Raw genomic sequence first — 18,645 nt, 5'->3', positions numbered from 1 at the left:
CGCCCGACCGGCGAACCGGTCGGGCGTTTTCGTTTGCGCGTGCGGCCGGCGGCTTACTTGCCCACGCCCGATGCCGCGATCTGCTTCTCGACGTACTGCGCGAACAGCGCGTGCAGGTGCGTCGTCGGGTGGACCGTGTCGGCGAACATGTAGGTCTGGTCCGCGTTGGCGGTCGTGTAGGTCTGCGGCGAACAGAACAGCGACGAGCCGAAAGCGCTCGCGTCCGCGACGCCGTATTGCGTCGCCGCCGCGACCATCGCCTTCAGGTTGCAGGCAGTGTCGGTGTTCGACACGGTGAAGCCGTTCGCCTGGTAGTTGGCCGCGATGCCGTCTTGCCACGTGAACGAATCGACCACCGCATACTTCGTCGTGTCGACCTTCAGCGCGGCCAGCGTGCCGACCAGCGTCTGGTTGAACAACCCCGACAGTTGCGTGAACACGGCCTGCGTGCCGCCCTGCAGCGCGAGCGGCGTGCCGCCGATGTCCGGCACGTTCGCGACGAACACGTGCGTCGCGCCGGACGCGACGATCTGCTGGACGAGCGCGGCGAGCTGTTGCGCGGCCAGGCCGATCGCCTGTGCGGCCGCGAGCTGGGCGGCCTGCGTGTTGCCTTGCGCCTGCGCGACTTGCGCCTGATAGAAGATGTCGTTCGCGCCGCCGTTGATCAGCACGATCTGGCCTACGTTGAAGCTGCCGTGCTGCGACAGGTACTGCTTGACCTGGTCTGCGATCGGCGTCGTGGTCGCCTGTGCGTAGTCCGCGTTCGCAACGCTCGCATCCGCGTGGCCGATGCCCGGCTGCAGCGTCACGCGCGAGCCGCCCTGTGCATAGCCGAGGCCGCCCGTGGCCTGCAGCGGAATGCCGAAGCCGCCCTGGTTTGCGGGCTGCAGCGTGTCGCCGTAGTACTGCGCGACGTCCTGCGTCCATACCTGGCCGGGGTTGGTCGTGAAGCGGCCGCCGCCGAAGCCGAGCTTGATCTGCGAGTAGGTGCCGGCGTCCGACAGGCTGTCGCCGAACGAGACGATCTGCATCTGCACGCCGGACGGCGGCGTATTCGATGCGCTGCTGTTGTTGTCGTCGCCGCCGCCGCATGCGGCGAGCAATGCGAGCGCGGCGCCCGCGAGCGCGACCTGCGCAGTGCGCAGCAGGCGTTGCCGGTTGTGTGACGGGGTGCGTTGTTGTGATTGCATCGATGGATCTCCTCGTTGATATGGCCTGGATGTGTCGTGCATCTGCCGCGTGCCTGCTCAGGTCCAGACTGCGCGGCGGCCGTTGGCTGAAGCGGTTTATTGGTCGCGCACGGCCGCAAGCGGCGTGGTACGCGGATCGTGGTTTGCGGCCTCGGCGATTTGCGCATGATAAGCGCTCGCCCATTCGGGCGGGCCGAAAATCGCGCGCAGCTTGTTGCGCCATCCTTCGACGCGTAACGCGTCGGCCGCCATCGACACCCACTCGTGAAACGTCGCGACGAGCGGGTTGTTCGAGCCCAGCGGCTCGACGATTCCGTATTGCGGCGGGTCGTCGGGCGATTCCTCGACGTAGCTGCCGAACAGGCGATCCCAGATCACGAGGACACCTGCGTAATTGCGGTCGATGTAGCGCGGATTGCGCGCGTGATGCGCACGATGGATCGACGGCGTGTTGAGCACGTATTCGAGCCAGCCGAGCTTGCCGATCGCCTGCGTGTGCACGAAGAACTGGAACGCGAGATTGATCAGCACGACGCCGACGATCTGCTGCGGCGGAAAGCCGAGGAACGCCAGCGGCAGCCAGAACACCCACATGCCGGCGACGGGATACATCAGGCTCTGCCGGAACGCGGTCGAGAAATTCATTCGCTCGGACGAGTGGTGCACGACGTGCGCGGCCCACAGCCAGCGCACGCGATGGCTCGCGCGGTGGAACACATAGTAGAGCAGGTCCTGCCCGACGAACAGCACGGCGAACGACAGCCAGCCGTCGTGCCACGTGAACAGCCGGAAATGCGTGTAGCAGTACGCATAAACGGGGATCACGAACAGCCACGCGAGCTTATCGGCGCCCTGGTGCATCAGCGCGAGCGCCGCGTTGCACAGCGTGTCGCGCCACGCATAGACATGGTCCTGCGCACGTGTGCGGGCGAGGTGCCAGGCCTCCCAGCCGATGCAGAGCAGGAAGACGGGCGCCAGCGCGAGCAGAAGCAATTCGACGTCGAATCGCATGGACGTGTCTCCTCCTTTCCCCTGCAAGCCGTGAGGCCGGGCGCGTGGCCCGTTGTAGATATCGATCAGGCCAACAGCCTACGCAATCGCCACGCGCTAGGCGAGGGGGGAGCGTAGAGGGTTCCCTCTGAGGACAGGGTTTCTACGGAAGCCGCGCGGCGCGGGCGCGGGCGGTATGGCCCCGTTTTTCGTGCAGGGCCGGCGCGCGGGCTGCGGCGCACCGGCGACGGTGGCCGTTTCAAACCGCGCGCGCCGATTCGGCGGGAGACGGGGTGGCGGCAGATTGCCTGCCGGGCCCCGGGGTGAGGTGCCGCGCCGTCGCCGGCGCGAGCCGATGACGCAGCGTCAGTGCGCGCCGGCGTAGATCCATTCGAGCAGCGTGTCGTGCGCGGCGCGCGCGGCTTCGGCGTGATCGTCGTTGATGAAGCTGACGACGATGTAGCTCTGGCCGTCGGTGCCCGCCACGTAGCCCGCAATCGCGCGCACGTCGCGCAGCGTACCGGTCTTGATGTGCGCGTTGCCGAGCACGCCGGCGTTGGTCAGGCGGTTCTTCATCGTGCCGTCGATGCCGGCGATCGGCAGCGAATCGACGAACGCCTGTGCGACGGGGCTCGCGTTCGCGGCCTGCAGCAGCGCGGCGAGCGACAGCGCGCTCACGTGCTCGTCGCGCGACAGGCCCGAGCCGTTCTGGAGCTCGAGGTCGGGCATCGCGATGCCGTTCTTCTGCAGGAACGCGTGCACCACGCGGCTCGACTGTTCCGGTGTCGCGGGCGGCCTGCCGGCAACCGCGCCGATCGTCAGGAACAGGTTGCGCGCCATCACGTTGTTGCTGAACTTGTTGATGTCGTAGACGATGTTGCCGAGCACGGGGCTTTGATGCACGGCGACCGGACGTGCGTTGCCCGGCACCTTGCCTTCGCTGACCGGCCCCGCGATCGTGCCGCCGTCCTGCTGCCACAGCGCGAGGAAGCCGCGCGCGAAGAACGTCGTGTGATCGAGGATCGCGAGGTTGGTCGTATGCGCGCCGCAGCGCAGCGGATAGTCGCCGGCAAACGATGCCGTCATGATTCCGCCCGTGCCGGTCGACAGCGTCGGGCGCGCGGCCTCCGCGGCCGCCCCGCACGAGCCCTTGCCCTCATGCAACTGGTTGTCGATCGACAGGTCGGCGAGCGGTGGCAGCACGTCGACGGCCACCTTGCCGTCGTCGCCCGGCGTGACCGTGAACGACACGGCCTTGAACGCGTATAGCAGCGGATCGGGGCCGACGTTGTACGGCGCGCTCACGTCGTCGTCGAACGACGGCAGGTCGCGCGTCGACGCGGCGAAATAGCTCTTGTCGAGCACGAGGCCGCCGGCCACGCGCTTGATGCCGGCCTTGCGGATCTTGTCGACGAGGTCGATCAGTTCCTCGGGCACGAGCTTCGGATCGCCGGTGCCCTTGATGTACAGGTTGCCCTGCAGCGTGCCGTCCGGATCGACCGGGCCGTCCGCATACGCGGTGGTGCGCCAGCGGAAGTCGGGGCCGAGGATCGACAGGCCGGAGAAGGTCGTGACGAGCTTCATCGTCGACGCCGGCATCATCGGCCGGCTCGCATTCCACGCGATCAGCGGCTCGGGGTTGCCGACCCGCTCGACGACGACGCTCATCGCGGACGCGGGCACCTTCGCGCGCTGCAGCGCAACGAGCACGGACGCCGGCAGGCCGGCCGCGCGTGCGGCCGGCGACACGACGACGCTCTTGTGCGCTTCCTTATGTGACTTCTTGCGGGCTTGCGCGGACGGTGCGAAGGCAAGGGCCGCGCAGGTGGCGACGACGGCAGCGGTGCGCAGGCAAAGGCGGGCGCGGGGCGTGAACCGGGCGGAAAGATCGGAAATCGGCATGAGCGAATACGGGAAAAGCACGAAACTCGGGCAGGGCGCGCGCGGCGCCGGAGCGCACATTGTAGAGACAAGTCCGCACACGTCCCTTGCAATCCGCCTTTCTGTTGCATTGCAAGGAGCGCCGGCAATTCGCGGCGCTACAATGGGCGCCATGTTTCACTCGTCCCATGGACTCCTGTTCCGATGCGCATTCTGCTTGTCGAAGACGACCGGATGATCGCGGAGGGCGTGCGCAAGGCGCTGCGCTCCGACGGCTTCGCGGTCGACTGGGTGCAGGACGGCGACGCGGCGCTCACCGCGCTCGGCGGCGAGACGTACGACCTGCTGCTGCTCGATCTCGGCCTGCCCAGGCGCGACGGCATCGACGTGCTGCGCACGCTGCGCGCGCGCGGGCTGTCGCTGCCGGTGCTGATCGTTACCGCGCGCGACGCGGTCGCCGATCGCGTGAAGGGGCTCGACGCCGGCGCCGACGATTACCTCGTCAAGCCGTTCGATCTCGACGAGCTCGGCGCGCGGATGCGTGCGCTGATCCGTCGCCAGGCGGGGCGCAGCGAGTCGCTGATCCGCCACGGCGCGCTCACGCTGGATCCCGCGTCGCACCAGGTGACGCTCGATGGCGCGCCCGTCGCGCTGTCCGCGCGCGAGTTCGCGCTGCTCGAGGCGCTGCTCGCGCGGCCCGGCGCGGTGCTGTCGAAAAGCCAGCTCGAGGAGAAGATGTACGGCTGGGGCGAGGAGATCGGCAGCAACACGGTCGAGGTCTACATTCATGCGCTGCGCAAGAAACTCGGTTCGGACCTGATCCGCAACGTGCGCGGGCTCGGCTACATGGTCGTCAAGGAAAGCTGACGCGTGCGGTCGATTCGTCATCAATTGCTGATCTGGCTGCTCGCGATCGTCGTCGCGGGCGTGGGCATCGCGGGCTGGCTGATCTATCGGCAGGCGCTCGCCGAGGCGAACGAGCTGTTCGACTACCAACTGCAGGAAATCGCGGCGGCGCTGCCGTCCGAGCCGTTCTCGCAGGTGTTCGGCTCGCGCACCAACGGCGACGAAGGCATCGTGATCCAGATCTGGAATCGCAACGGCGTGCTGATGTACTTCTCGCATCCGCGCGCGCCGATCGCGCCGCGCGCGGAGCTGGGTTTCTCGACCGAGCGCACCGATCGCGGTGAATGGCGCGTGTACGGTGCGATCGTCGGCGACAACGTCGTGCAGCTCGCGCAGCCGCTGTCGGTGCGCAACCGGCTCGCGGCGAACGTCGCGCTGCGTACGCTGTGGCCGCTGATCGTGCTGCTGCCGTTCCTCGGCGCGGCCGTCTGGATGATCGTCGGGCGCGGGCTCGCGCCGCTCGCGCGCGTGACGCGCGCGGTCGAGGCACGCCGGCCTGAGGCGCTCGATCCATTGCCCGATGCGCGCCTGCCGCTCGAGGTGCAGCCGCTCGTGCGCGCGCTGAACGGGCTGCTCGCGCGGCTGTCGGCGGCGCTCGACACGCAGAAGGCATTCGTGGCCGATGCCGCGCACGAACTGCGCACGCCGCTCGCGGCCGTGCAGATCCAGGCGCAGCTCGTCGCGCGTGCGAAGGACGATGCGTCGCGCCGCGAGGCGGTCGCCGATCTGCAGGACGGTGTCACACGTGCGACGCGTCTCGCGGAGCAGTTGCTCGCGCTGGCGCGCGCCGAACCCGACGGCGCCACGATGCGCGAGCCGGTCGACCTGCAGGCGCTGCTCGCCGAATGCGTGGCCGCGCATGCGCCGCTCGCGCAGCGGCACGACATCGATCTCGGCTTCGAGGAGACGCGTGCGGCAACCGTCGTCGCCGACATCGGCGCGCTGCGCGTGATGTTCGGCAACCTGCTCGACAATGCGGTGAAGTACACGCCCGACGGCGGCCGCATCGACGTATCGCTGCTGCGCGACGCGGCCGGCCGCACCTGTGTGCAGATCGGCGACAGCGGGCCCGGCATCCCGGCCGACGAGCGCGAGCGCGTGTTCGACCGGTTCTACCGCGACAGCTCGGCGCGGGCGCGCGCCGACGTGTCGGGAAGCGGGCTCGGGCTCGCGATCGTCAAGCGCGTTGCGGCACAGCAAGGCGCGACGGTGTCGCTCGGCGACGCGGCCGCGGGCGGCCTGCTCGTGAGCGTCGTGTTCCGCGACGCCGAGATCCCCGCGCCGGCGCCCGAATCCGTCTGAAGAACGGCGGCGGTGGTCCGGCGTCGACCGGCTTAAGCCCCGCTTAAGGCCGATTAAGCCTCTTTTAAGTCAGGGTCGTTACGCTGCGTCCTAACAAAGAGGAGGTCCTACGATGAATACCCGATTCCTTGCGCGCGGTGCCGTCGCGGTCGCCGTGGCGGCCGCCCTGTCCGCCGGCTATGTCGCAGGCACCCGCCGTGCCGATCCGCAGATCATCACGCCCGCGCAGGCGGCCGCGCTGATGCCGGCCGAGGCTGCGGCGAAGACCGGCATTCCCGATTTCTCCGGACTGGTCGAAACCTACGGCCCGGCCGTCGTGAACATCAGCGCGAAGCACGTCGTGAAGCAGGTGTCGCGACGCGTGCAGCAGCCGCAGTTGCCGATGGACCCGAGCGACCCGTTCTACCAGTTCTTCAAGCACTTCTACGGCCAGGTGCCGGGCATGGGCGGCGACGCGCAGCCGGACGACCAGCCGAGCGCGAGCCTCGGCTCGGGTTTCATCATCAGCCCCGACGGGTACATCCTCACCAACGCGCACGTGATCGACGGCGCAAACGTCGTGACGGTCAAGCTGACCGACAAGCGCGAGTACAAGGCGAAGGTCGTCGGCTCCGACAAGCAGTCCGACGTCGCGGTGCTGAAGATCGACGCGAGCGGCCTGCCGATCGTGAAGATCGGCGATCCGGCGCAGAGCAAGGTCGGCCAGTGGGTCGTCGCGATCGGTTCGCCGTACGGCTTCGACAACACGGTTACGTCCGGCATCATCAGCGCGAAGTCGCGCGCGCTGCCCGACGAGAACTACACGCCGTTCATCCAGACCGACGTGCCGGTGAACCCGGGCAACTCGGGCGGCCCGCTGTTCAACCTGCAAGGCGAGGTGATCGGCATCAACTCGATGATCTACTCGCAGACGGGCGGCTTCCAGGGCCTGTCGTTCGCGATCCCGATCAATGAGGCGATCAAGGTCAAGGACGAGCTCGTGAAGACGGGCCACGTGAGCCGCGGCCGCCTCGGCGTCGCCGTGCAGGGCCTTAACCAGACGCTCGCGAGCTCGTTCGGGCTGCAGAAGCCGGACGGCGCGCTCGTCAGTTCGGTCGACCCGAACGGCCCGGCCGCGAAGGCCGGCCTGCAGCCGGGCGACGTGATCCTGGCGGTGAACGGGTCGCCGGTTGCCGATTCCACGTCGCTGCCCGCGCAGATCGCAAACCTGAAGCCCGGCTCGAAGGCCGACCTGCAGGTGTGGCGCGACAAGGCCAAGAAGTCGATCACCGTGACGCTCGGCGCAATGAGCGACGCGAAGCTGGCGTCGAACGACGGCAGCCCGGTCGAACAGGGGCGCCTCGGCGTCGCGGTGCGTCCGCTCACGCCGCAGGAACGCAGCGCCGACAACCTGTCGCACGGGCTGATCGTGCAGCAGGCCGGCGGTCCGGCTGCCAGCGCGGGCATTCAGCCCGGCGACGTGATCCTCGCGGTCAACGGCCGCCCGGTCACGAGCCCCGAGCAGTTGCGCGATGCGGTCAAGGGAGCAGGCAACAGTCTTGCTCTGTTGATTCAGCGCGATAATGCACAGATCTTCGTGCCGGTCGACCTGAGCTGACCGGTGGCCGTTGCGGGCCGGCCTGGCCGGCCCCGGCGGGCGCCGCCGTCGTTCGACCCCGTGGTGCCGTGTTCCGACCCAAAAGGAGAGAGCCATGCAATATCTACGCAACGTGTCCCGATTTGCCGTCGCCGCGGCGCTGGCCGCGGGCCTCGCAACCGCCGCGACCGGCGTGTACGCGCAGTCGGACGGCTTGCCCGCCGCAAGCCAGCAGGGCGATGTGAGCTACGTGTCAGGCGGCATCGGCAAGGATCAATCGACGGCATTCGAGCGCAACGAGGCGGCGTGGCCGCTTGCGCTGCGCTTTACCGGCAAGGGCGGTGAATATCTGGCCGACGTCCACGTGCGGATCGTCGACGGCAAGAGCAATGAAGTGCTGAAGACGGACGCACGCGGGCCGTACATGCTCGTGAAGCTGCCGCCGGGGCACTACACCGTCCATGCGTCGTACCAGGGCAGCGACGAGTCGCGCGCGGTCACGGTCGGTCCGAAGGGCGGCGCGAAAGCTGCGTTCCAGTGGAGTGCGCAGTAAATTGTCGGCCGCGGCCCCGTCAGGGGTCGCGCAATCGGACGAAGTTTCGCCCATAATGAAAGCCACGGCTGCGTGCCGTGGCTTTTTCGTTTCCAGCGCCCGGCTTGCCCGCCGGGCCGCCCAAAGGAGAAACGATGTCGGATTCCCCTCGCCTCGAAATCGTGCCGAACCGCCATCGCGTGCGGGTGATCCATCGCGGCATCACGTATGCCGATTCGCAGGGTGCGCTGACGGTGCGCGAAGCGGGCTTGCCGGACATTCACTACCTGCCGCGCGACGACGTCAACATGCGCCGGCTCGTGAAGTCGGGCGTCACGACGACCTGTCCGTTGAGGGGCGAGGCCGTGCATTTCGATTTGCAGACCGAAGACGGCGTGATCGAGAACGCCGCATGGAGTTACGAGGAACCGTTGGAGGCCGCGTCCGCGCTTGCGCACTACGTTGCCTTCGACACCGCACGGATCGACAGTCTCATCGAGACATCCTGATGCGGTACGCGTTCATCGGGGAGGCATCATGGAACTGAACGACACGTTACGCGTACCACTCGCGCCGACGATCGTGCGGGACGCGTTCGAGGATCTCGCGCTGCTGCGGGCGAGCTTCGACCATTGCGAATCGTTCGTGAAGCTGCCGCACGGCGAGTTCGCGCTGACGATCACGGTGCCGCTCGGCCCGCTGCGCGCGCGCTACGACGTGCGTGCTCATTCGGCGGGCGAGCAGGGCGACGCGGAAGGGCGGCCGCGCCGCGTGCTCAACTTCAAGGCGCGGGCCGACGGCCTCGGTGCGCTGCGCGGCCAGGTCGAACTCATGCTGCTGCCGGACGACGATGACGCCGATGCGACGCGCATCGACTACGTGGTGTGGGCGACCGCGAGCGGGCCGCTCGCCGAATTGCCGGCGCGGCAGATCGAGAACGCGCTGCGCGAATGGACCGACGATTTCTTCCGCGAATTCTGCGCGGTCGTGCAGGCGAAGCACGGACTCGTGCCGAACCGCGCTCGCTCGGGCACGCAGCGTCGCCAGCACGTATTCCTGCGGCCCACGTCGATCATGGCCGCGACGAAGCGTCCGCTGCCGCCGCACCTGGGCGGCGCGCTGAGCGGTCGCGCCACCAGTGCGCTCCATCATCGCGAATCCGGCCCGCTGCCCGTGTGGATATGGGCGGCGATCATCGTGTTCGTCGCGCTGCTGCTTTATGCGGCGCGCTGGATCAACGGCGCCTGAGCGCGCCGCCTCATGGCCGGCTGCCGGCGGTTGCCGCGGCGGCCGCTACCGTCGCGCGTCGGCGCCGCGAAATTCCTTTCGATAGGCCGATGGCGATGTGCCGAGCGCGCCGGCGAAATGCTGGCGCAGCGACACGCTCGACCCGTAACCGGCCGCCTGCGCGATCGCATCGATCGATTGCCCGGTCGTTTCCAGCAGATGCTGCGCGCGCGTGAGCCGCTCCGCCTGCAGCCACGCGGTGACGGTCGTGCCGGTGGCCTGGCGGAAATGGCGCGTGAACGTGCGCCGGCTCATCAGCACGCGGCCGGCGAGCGAATCGACGCTGTGCGCGACGTCCAGATGCGCGCGCACCCAGTCGAGCAGGGCCGCGAGCCGCGCGTCGCGCGGATGCGCGGCGACCGGCTGCGGCACGTATTGCGCCTGTCCGCCCTGACGGTGCGGCGGGATCACGAGGCGGCGGGCAATCTGGTTCGCCGCGTCCGAGCCGAAGCGGCGGCGCACGACGTGCAGGCAGCAGTCGAGCCCCGCGGCCGTGCCGGCCGACGTCATCAGGTTGCCGTCGTCCACGTACAGCACGTCGGGATCGAGCTTCACGCGCGGAAAGCGCTGCGCGAAATCGTCGGCCCACGCCCAGTGCGTCGTGGCCGGCCGCCCGTCGAGCAGCCCGGCCGCGGCGAGCACATACGCGCCGAGGCACAGGCCGACGAGCTGCGCGCCGCGCGCGGCGGCTCTACGCACCGCGTCCAGCATCGCGTCGGGCGGCGCTTCGTCCGGATCGCGCCACGCGGGCACGATCACGATGTCCGCGTCGTCGAGCGCATCGAGCCCGTACGGCGCGGTGATCGTGAAGCCGCCAGTCGTCGACAGCGGCCCGCGCTCGGCCGAGCACACGCGGAACTCGAACGCGGGCGTCGCGGCCGCATCGCGCTCCTTGCCGAACACGACGGACGGCACCGACAGGTGGAACGGGCTGATGCCGTCGTACGCGATCACGGCGACAACGGTCGGGGCAGGGGCAACGGGCGACGCAACGGCGCTCATGGCGGGCTCCGGGATGGCGATGGCCCGATTTTATCGAAGAATGGCAATCGGGCCACTGTCCGCGTGCGCGGCACGATCCGACAATCCATCGCATCGCGCTGCCGGCCGCTCCGTTCCGGAGCGGGGCGGCGCCGTCGAACCCGGAGCCAGCCATGTCGAATGCCGCGTCGTTTTCCGCTTCCCGCCGCGCCCTCATCGCGATCGATGTCCAGAACGAATACGTGACGGGCAACCTGCCGATCGAGTATCCGCCCGTCGACGTATCGCTTGCGAACATCGGCCGCGCGATCGACGCCGCGCACGCGGCCGGCGTGCCGGTGATCGTGGTCCAGCACGTCGCGCCGGCCGGCGCGACGATCTTCGCGCCCGGCACGGACGGCGTCGCGCTGCACCCGGTCGTCGCCGGGCGGCCGTACGCGCACCTGGTCATGAAGGCGCAGGCCAGCGCGTTTGCCGGCACCGACCTCGCCGCGTGGCTCGCTGCGCACCGCGTCGACACGCTCGCGGTCGCCGGCTACATGACGCACAACTGCAACGCATCGACCGTCTATCACGCGGCGCACGCGGGGTTGAACGTCGAGTACCTGGCGGATGCCACCGGTGCGTTGCCTTACGAGAATGAAGCGGGCGCGGTGAGCGCCGAGGAGATTCACCGGGCGTACACGGTGGTGTTCCAGTCGAATTTCGCGGCGGTGATGTCGACCGATGCGTGGATCGCCGGACTCGCCGGTGCGGCGATGCCAGGGCGCGATTCGGTGGCCGCGTCGAACCGGCGGGCTCGCGCGCAACGCGCGAAAGCGGCCTGAGCAAATCGCGAGGGCGGGGGAATCGATCGGGCGGCGCGGCGCTGCCTCCCGTGCACGGCCGGGACGACCGGCCGCCGATGACGATGAAACGGCGCGCATCGCGCCGTCGGCGGGCGAGCGTCAGTCGCCCATTTTCAGCATTGCCGGGCTGTAGCGCATCATGTCGAAGCAGCCGTCGACGAGCTTTTCAGCATGCTGCTCGGCATCGATTTCGTCGGGCAGCATCAGCATGTCGCGCACGAAGCCGCTCACGAGCGTGTGCAGCATCAGCGTCGCGCGCCACGTGTCGAGCCGCTCGGGCAGCAGCTTGAGTCGCACGGCGGCCGCGAGATCGGCGTCGATCGCGTGCAGCGCCTCGCTCATCCCCGCGCGGTTGCGCTGCAATAGTGGTTCCATATCGGCGACGTATTCGCACTTCATGAACAGGATGCTGAACACGCGCCGCAGTTGCGAGTCGCGCTGCACCCCGAGCAGGCACCAGATCAGGATCTTGCGGATCTTGTCGAGAGGATTGCCGCCCGGTGCGTCGAGCGGCATCGTCTTCAATTCGTCGATCGGCAGAAACACGCGGTCGAACATCGCGTCGAACAGTTCGCTCTTGTTCGCGAAATGCCAGTAGATCGCGCCGCGCGTCACGCCGGCGTGATGGGCGATGTCCGCGAGCGACGTGTGCGACACGCCTTTCTCGAAGAACACGTGTTCGGCGGCATCGAGAATGCGGTTGCGCGTCTCGAGTGCCTCCTCCTTGGTGCGTCTGACCATGTGCAGGCCTGAATGGGTCGATCGTAGATGAATATAGGGTCTGCAACCCTCGTCGCGATCGCGTGGAGTGGCTATGCTTGCGACTGGTAATAGTTCGTAAGACTGCGCGTTCGGCGACGGGCGAGCGGGCTTTTTACATACATTCGTGAATGTATATACAATACCACCCTACGATCGAATGACCCAAGTGGCAATCAGTTAATATCCCACTCTGCTGATTCCCGCCCAAGTAACAGTCCGCAGTGCGCGGCATCTCGTCGGCATGGAGGTTTCGTGCCGACGTGCTGTATCCAGCAGTCCAGTAATTCAGGTGTTCGATCTGCGCCGCGAGGCGCATCCGTGTGGTGTTCCGCTCGGGCACCGCACTTATTCCAATGGTTATACACAGAGGTCGCTCCATGCGCGTCGAACGGGTTCCATACCGCTTACTCACTGTCGCGACGGCTGCCGTTTTCCTGGCCGCGTGCGGGAAAAAAGAATCGGCACCGCCGCCGCAAACGCCGGAAGTCGGCGTCGTCACCGTCCAGCCGCAAAACGTGCCGGTCTTCACCGAACTGCCGGGCCGCACCAGCGCATTCCTCGTCGCGCAGGTCCGCGCGCGGGTCGATGGCATCGTGCTGCGCCGTGAATTCACCGAAGGCAGCGACGTGAAGGCTGGCCAGCGCCTCTACAAGATCGATCCGGCCCCGTACATCGCCGCGCTGAACAGCGCGAAGGCGACGCTGGCGAAGGCGCAGGCGAACCTCGTCACGCAGAACGCGCTGGTCGCGCGCTACAAGGTGCTGGTTGCCGCGAACGCGGTCAGCAAGCAGGACTACGACAACGCGGTGGCCACGCAAGGGCAGGCCGCGGCGGACGTCGCGGCCGGCAAGGCCGCGGTCGACACCGCGCAGATCAACCTCGGCTATACGGATGTCGTGTCGCCGATCACCGGCCGCGTCGGCATTTCGCAGGTCACGCCGGGCGCTTACGTGCAGGCGAGTCAGGCGACGCTGATGTCGACGGTGCAGCAGCTCGACCCGGTGTACGTCGACCTGACGCAGTCGAGCCTCGACGGGCTGAAGCTGCGCCAGGACGTGCAGAGCGGCCGCCTGAAGACCACCGGCCCGGGCGCGGCGAAGGTGTCGCTGATCCTGGAAGACGGCAAGACCTATCCGGAAGCGGGCAAGCTGCAGTTCTCGGATGTGACGGTCGACCAGACGACGGGCTCGGTGACCATCCGCGCGGTGTTCCCGAACCCGGGCCGCGTGCTGCTGCCGGGGATGTTCGTGCGGGCACGGATCGAGGAAGGCGTGAACGAGAACGCGTTCCTGGTGCCGCAGATCGGCGTCACGCATGACCAGAAGGGCCAGGCGATCGCGATGGTCGTGAATGCGAGCAACAAGGTCGAGCCGCATCCGTTGAAGACGAGCGGTATGCAGGGTCAGAACTGGATCGTCGAAGGCGGTCTGGAGGCGGGCGACCGCGTGATCGTGCAGGGTATCGACAAGGTGCGTCCGGGTGCGACCGTGAAGGCCGTGCCGGCGCAGTTGTCGGCACCGGACGCAGCATCTGACGCTGCCGCATCCGCCGCGCCGGCAGCCGCCGGATCCGGCGCCGCAGCCGCTTCGGGTGCCGCCGCATCGGGTGCTGCTGCGGCAAGCGCCGCCGCTGCGTCGAGCGCGCAATAACAGGGAGCCTGTTTCATGGCAAAGTTTTTTATCGATCGCCCGATCTTCGCGTGGGTGATCGCCATCATCCTGATGCTGGCCGGGGTTGCGGCGATCTTCACGCTGCCGATCTCGCAGTATCCGACGATCGCGCCGCCATCGATCCAGATCACCGCGAACTACCCGGGCGCTTCCGCGAAGACGGTGGAAGACACGGTGACGCAGGTGATCGAGCAGCAGATGAGCGGTCTCGACAACTTCCTGTACATGTCGTCGACGAGTGACGACTCGGGCAACGCCACGATCACGCTGACGTTCGCACCGGGTACCAACGCCGACATCGCACAGGTTCAGGTCCAGAACAAGCTGTCGCTCGCGACGCCGATTCTGCCGCAGGTCGTGCAGCAGCTCGGCCTCAAGGTGACGAAGTCGAGCAGCAGCTTCCTGCTGGTGCTCGCCTTCAACTCCGAAGACGGCAGCATGAACAAGTACGACCTCGCGAACTTCGTGGCGTCGCACGTGCAGGATCCGATCAGCCGGTTGAACGGCGTCGGCACTGTCACGCTGTTCGGCTCGCAGTACGCGATGCGGATCTGGCTCGACCCGAACCGCCTGACGAACTACGGCCTCACGCCGGTCGACGTGACGACCGCGATCACCGCGCAGAACGTGCAGATCGCGGGCGGCCAGATCGGCGGCACGCCGGCCAAGCCGGGCACCGTGCTGCAGGCGACGATCACCGAATCGACGCTGCTGCAGACGCCCGAGCAGTTCGGCAACATCCTGCTGAAGGTCAACCAGGACGGCTCGCAAGTTCGCCTGAAGGACGTCGCGCAGATCGGCCTCGGCGGTGAAAACTACAACTTCGACACGAAGTACAACGGTCAGCCGACGGCCGGCCTCGGTATCCAGCTCGCGACCAACGCCAACGCGCTCGCGACCGCGAAGGCCGTGCGCGCGAAGATCGACGAGCTCGCACCGTTCTTCCCGCACGGCCTCGTCGTGAAGTATCCGTACGACACGACGCCGTTCGTGAAGCTGTCGATCGAGGAAGTGGTCAAGACGCTGCTCGAAGGTATCGTGCTCGTGTTCCTCGTGATGTATCTGTTCCTGCAGAACCTGCGTGCGACGATCATCCCGACGATCGCGGTGCCGGTGGTGCTGCTCGGCACGTTCGCGATCATGTCGATGGTGGGCTTCTCGATCAACACGCTGTCGATGTTCGGCCTCGTGCTCGCGATCGGCCTGCTGGTGGACGATGCGATCGTGGTGGTGGAGAACGTCGAGCGCGTGATGGCGGAAGAGGGGCTGTCACCGAGGGAGGCGACCCGCAAGGCGATGGGCCAGATCACCGGTGCGCTCGTCGGCGTGGCGCTCGTGCTGTCGGCGGTGTTCGTGCCGGTCGCGTTCTCCGGCGGTTCGGTCGGCGCGATCTATCGTCAGTTCTCGCTGACGATCGTGTCGGCGATGGTGCTGTCGGTGCTGGTCGCGTTGATTCTGACGCCCGCACTGTGCGCGACGATCCTCAAGCCGATCCCGCAAGGCCATCACGAAGAGAAGAAGGGCTTCTTCGGCTGGTTCAACCGCACGTTCAACAACAGCCGCGACAAGTACCACGTCGGCGTGCACCACGTGATCAAGCGCTCGGGCCGCTGGCTCATCATCTATCTGGTCGTGATCGTCGCGGTCGGGCTGCTGTTCGTGCGCCTGCCGAAGTCGTTCCTGCCCGATGAAGATCAGGGCCTGATGTTCGTGATCGTGCAGACGCCGTCGGGTTCGACGCAGGAAACGACCGCGAAGACGCTCGCGAACATTTCCAACTACCTGCTGACGGACGAGAAGAACATCGTCGAATCGACGTTCACGGTCAACGGCTTCAGCTTCGCCGGCCGCGGTCAGAACTCGGGTCTCGTGTTCGTGAAGCTGAAGGACTTCTCGCAGCGTCAGCATGCGAACGAGAAGGTCCAGGCGCTGATCGGCCGGATGTTCGGCCGCTACGCGGGCTACAAGGACGCGATCGTGATCCCGTTCAACCCGCCGTCGATTCCGGAACTCGGTACCGCCGCCGGCTTCGACTTCGAGCTGACGGACAACGCCGGTCTTGGCCACGATGCGCTGATGGCCGCACGTAACCAGCTGCTCGGGATGGCCTCGAAGGATCCGACGCTGCAGGGCGTGCGTCCGAACGGGCTGAACGACACGCCGCAGTACAAGGTCGACATCGATCGCGAGAAGGCGAACGCGCTGGGCGTGACCGCGGATGCGATCGACCAGACCTTCTCGATCGCGTGGGCGTCGAAGTACGTGAACAACTTCCTCGACACCGACGGCCGGATCAAGAAGGTGTACGTGCAGTCGGATGCGCCGTTCCGGATGACGCCGGAGGACATGAACATCTGGTACGTGCGCAACGGGTCGGGCGGGATGGTGCCGTTCAGCGCGTTCGCGACCGGTCACTGGACGTACGGTTCGCCGAAGCTCGAGCGTTACAACGGCGTGTCCGCGATGGAAATCCAGGGCCAGGCCGCGCCGGGCAAGTCGACCGGTCAGGCGATGACCGCGATGGAAGGGCTCGCGAAGAAGCTGCCGGTGGGTATCGGCTATTCGTGGACCGGACTGTCGTTCCAGGAAATCCAGTCGGGCTCGCAGGCGCCGATCCTGTACGCGATCTCGATCCTGGTCGTGTTCCTGTGTCTCGCGGCACTGTATGAAAGCTGGTCGATCCCGTTCTCGGTGATCATGGTGGTGCCGCTCGGCGTGATCGGCGCACTGCTCGCCGCGACGATGCGCGGCCTCGAGAACGACGTGTTCTTCCAGGTCGGCCTGCTGACCACGGTGGGCCTCTCTGCGAAGAACGCGATCCTGATCGTCGAGTTCGCGCGCGAACTGCAGATGACGGAGAAGATGGGGCCGATCGAGGCCGCGCTGGAAGCGGCGCGCCTGCGGCTGCGTCCGATCCTGATGACGTCGCTCGCGTTCATTCTCGGCGTGCTGCCGCTCGCGATCAGCAACGGCGCGGGTTCGGCGAGCCAGCACGCGATCGGTACCGGCGTGATCGGCGGGATGATCACGGCGACGTTCCTCGCGATCTTCATGATCCCGATGTTCTTCGTGAAGATTCGTTCGATCTTCAGTGGCGAGAAGGAAGACGTCGACGAGGCACTGCGCCTGGCTCAGGAGCACTCGCACCACGAAGAGAAGCCGGGCAACGGCGACGAAGGCAACAAGGGACAGTGATGATGCAAAAACACGCTTTGACTGCAATCGCGGTCGCGCTCTTTGCCACGGGCTGCACGATGGCGCCGCATTACAAGCGGCCCGACGCGCCCGTCGCGCAGGCGTACCCGGCCGAAGGCGTCTATGCGACGCAGCCGGGTGCCTCCGGTGCACGCAGCGCGAACGGGCAAGCTGCGACCGCGATCGGCTGGCGCGAGTTCTTTGTCGATCCGCGCCTGCAGCGGCTGATCGAGATCGCGCTGAAAAACAACCGCGACCTGCGCGTGTCGGTGCTGAACATCGAGGCGGCGCGTGCGCAGTACCAGATCACGCGCGCGGGCCTGTTCCCGACGCTCGACGGTACCGGTACAGGCAGCATCCAGCGCGTGCCGCAGGGCTTGTCGACGATAGGTACGCCGTATATCTCGCGCGCCTACAACGTCGGCCTGTCCGCGTCGTGGGAGCTCGACCTGTTCGGCCGCGTGCAGAGCCTGAAGGACCAGGCGCTCGCGCAATACCTGTCGACGTCATATGCACGACAGGCGCAGGAGATCTCTCTGGTGTCGCAGGTGGCCGATCAATACCTGACGCTGCTGTCGACCGACGATCTGCTGAAGGTCACCGAGAACACGCTGAAGACTGCGCAGGACTCGTACAACCTGACGAAGCTGCAGTTCGACAACGGCACGGGCTCCGAGCTCGACCTGCGTCAGGCGCAGACGGTCGTCGAGACGGCGCTCGCGAACCAGCAGCAGCAGGCGCGTGCGCGTGCGCAGGCGCTGAACTATCTGGTGCTGCTGATCGGCGAGCCGCTGCCGGACGACCTGCCGGCGGGCATGCCGCTCGACGCGCAGAACCTGCTGACGGACATCCCGGCCGGGTTGCCGTCGGACCTGCTGATGCGTCGTCCGGACGTGATGCAGGCCGAGCAGACGCTCTTGGCCGCGAACGCGAACATCGGCGCGGCACGCGCGGCGTTCTTCCCGCGCATTTCGCTGACGGGCGCGTTCGGCACCGGCAGCCCGACGCTCGGCGGCCTCTTCAAGGCCGGCACGGCGGTGTGGTCGTTCGCGCCGCAGATCACGATGCCGATCTTCGAGGGCGGGCAGAACATCGCGAACCTGAACCTCGCGAACGTGCAGAAGCGCATCGAGATCGCCAACTACGAGAAGGCGATCCAGTCGGCGTTCCGCGACGTGGCTGACGGGCTGGCCGCACGCGGCACGTACGACCAGGAGATCGCGGCGCTCGAGCGCAACGAGCACGCGCAGCAGCGACGTTTCGATCTGTCGGACCTGCGTTACAAGAACGGTGTCGACAGCTACCTGTCGGTGCTGACCGCGCAGACGGACCTGTACAACGCGCAGCAGACGCTGATCAATGCGCGTCTGGCCCGCTGGACCAACCTGGTCAACCTGTACCGTTCACTGGGCGGCGGCTGGATCCAGCGTGCCGGCGAGACGCCGCGCGCACCCGACCAGACGGAAGACTACGACAAGGCAGCCGCACCGGCGCCTGCGTCGGCAGCGACGACGAACGGGTAAGC

At 67.2% G+C, this 18,645-nt stretch carries 15 protein-coding genes; 10 read left to right on the top strand and 5 right to left on the bottom strand.

Annotation, left to right across the window (positions count from 1 at the left end; translation table 11 throughout):
• Positions 1-53: 53 nt before the first annotated feature.
• The 3 genes from J7024_RS27935 to dacB form a co-directional block, all read right to left on the bottom strand.
• Positions 54-1,190, bottom strand: coding sequence for an SGNH/GDSL hydrolase family protein (locus J7024_RS27935; protein WP_234745639.1), 1,137 nt, complete (start codon positions 1,188-1,190; stop codon positions 54-56).
• A 96-nt stretch (positions 1,191-1,286) separates the two neighbouring features.
• Entirely contained in the window at positions 1,287-2,201 is a 915-nt protein-coding gene (locus J7024_RS27930; RefSeq protein ID WP_124827523.1) for a sterol desaturase family protein, read from the bottom strand.
• Positions 2,202-2,546: 345 nt separating this feature from the next.
• Entirely contained in the window at positions 2,547-4,082 is a 1,536-nt protein-coding gene (gene dacB / locus J7024_RS27925) for a D-alanyl-D-alanine carboxypeptidase/D-alanyl-D-alanine endopeptidase (protein WP_124827521.1), read from the bottom strand.
• 183 nt (positions 4,083-4,265) lie between these two features.
• Between dacB and J7024_RS27920 the strand changes: the two genes are divergently transcribed.
• The 6 genes from J7024_RS27920 (at position 4,266) to J7024_RS27895 (ending at position 9,625) form a co-directional block, all read left to right on the top strand.
• Positions 4,266-4,928, top strand: coding sequence for a response regulator (locus J7024_RS27920; protein ID WP_124827519.1), 663 nt, complete (start codon positions 4,266-4,268; stop codon positions 4,926-4,928).
• Between the two features lie 3 nt (positions 4,929-4,931).
• The gene (locus tag J7024_RS27915) at positions 4,932-6,269 is read left to right on the top strand and encodes an ATP-binding protein (protein ID WP_175751003.1); all 1,338 of its coding nucleotides are present in this window, start codon (positions 4,932-4,934) and stop codon (positions 6,267-6,269) included.
• Between the two features lie 112 nt (positions 6,270-6,381).
• The gene (locus tag J7024_RS27910; protein ID WP_124827515.1) at positions 6,382-7,866 is read left to right on the top strand and encodes a DegQ family serine endoprotease; all 1,485 of its coding nucleotides are present in this window, start codon (positions 6,382-6,384) and stop codon (positions 7,864-7,866) included.
• Positions 7,867-7,960: 94 nt separating this feature from the next.
• Positions 7,961-8,398, top strand: coding sequence for a carboxypeptidase-like regulatory domain-containing protein (locus J7024_RS27905; RefSeq protein ID WP_124827513.1), 438 nt, complete (start codon positions 7,961-7,963; stop codon positions 8,396-8,398).
• A 134-nt stretch (positions 8,399-8,532) separates the two neighbouring features.
• On the top strand, positions 8,533-8,886 hold the full coding sequence (locus J7024_RS27900; protein WP_124827511.1) for a DUF427 domain-containing protein: 354 nt from the start codon (positions 8,533-8,535) through the stop codon (positions 8,884-8,886).
• 28 nt (positions 8,887-8,914) lie between these two features.
• Positions 8,915-9,625 carry a CoxG family protein gene (locus J7024_RS27895; RefSeq protein WP_124827509.1) on the top strand — a complete coding sequence of 237 codons (711 nt, stop codon included), beginning with the start codon at positions 8,915-8,917 and terminating at the stop codon, positions 9,623-9,625.
• Positions 9,626-9,670: 45 nt separating this feature from the next.
• Here J7024_RS27895 and J7024_RS27890 read toward each other — a convergent pair whose 3' ends face one another.
• Complete coding sequence (locus tag J7024_RS27890; RefSeq protein ID WP_124827507.1) at positions 9,671-10,666, bottom strand: helix-turn-helix domain-containing protein; 996 nt, start codon at positions 10,664-10,666, stop codon at positions 9,671-9,673.
• A gap of 152 nt (positions 10,667-10,818) precedes the next feature.
• On the opposite strand from J7024_RS27890, the gene J7024_RS27885 reads away from it, so the two are divergent.
• On the top strand, positions 10,819-11,472 hold the full coding sequence (locus J7024_RS27885) for a cysteine hydrolase family protein (RefSeq protein ID WP_124827505.1): 654 nt from the start codon (positions 10,819-10,821) through the stop codon (positions 11,470-11,472).
• Positions 11,473-11,592: 120 nt separating this feature from the next.
• Here J7024_RS27885 and J7024_RS27880 read toward each other — a convergent pair whose 3' ends face one another.
• Positions 11,593-12,234: a TetR family transcriptional regulator gene (locus J7024_RS27880; protein WP_124827503.1), complete on the bottom strand. Its 642-nt coding sequence runs from the start codon at positions 12,232-12,234 to the stop codon at positions 11,593-11,595.
• Between the two features lie 398 nt (positions 12,235-12,632).
• On the opposite strand from J7024_RS27880, the gene J7024_RS27875 reads away from it, so the two are divergent.
• Genes J7024_RS27875 through J7024_RS27865 form a run of 3 tightly spaced genes read left to right on the top strand, consistent with a single transcriptional unit; the run spans position 12,633 to position 18,643 of the window.
• Positions 12,633-13,904 carry an efflux RND transporter periplasmic adaptor subunit gene (locus J7024_RS27875; RefSeq protein WP_124827501.1) on the top strand — a complete coding sequence of 424 codons (1,272 nt, stop codon included), beginning with the start codon at positions 12,633-12,635 and terminating at the stop codon, positions 13,902-13,904.
• Positions 13,905-13,919: 15 nt separating this feature from the next.
• Positions 13,920-17,120: an efflux RND transporter permease BpeB gene (bpeB, locus tag J7024_RS27870; protein WP_124827499.1), complete on the top strand. Its 3,201-nt coding sequence runs from the start codon at positions 13,920-13,922 to the stop codon at positions 17,118-17,120.
• Positions 17,120-18,643 carry an efflux transporter outer membrane subunit gene (locus J7024_RS27865; protein ID WP_199568505.1) on the top strand — a complete coding sequence of 508 codons (1,524 nt, stop codon included), beginning with the start codon at positions 17,120-17,122 and terminating at the stop codon, positions 18,641-18,643. Before bpeB ends, J7024_RS27865 begins: the two co-directional genes overlap by 1 nt.
• The last annotated feature ends 2 nt before the right edge of the window (positions 18,644-18,645 follow it).

This window comes from Burkholderia sp. WTPI3 (assembly GCF_021483755.1).
In the GTDB taxonomy this organism is placed as follows: domain Bacteria; phylum Pseudomonadota; class Gammaproteobacteria; order Burkholderiales; family Burkholderiaceae; genus Burkholderia.
The sequence above is the reverse complement of the archived record's forward strand: the minus strand, read 5'-3'. Positions and strand labels throughout refer to the sequence as shown.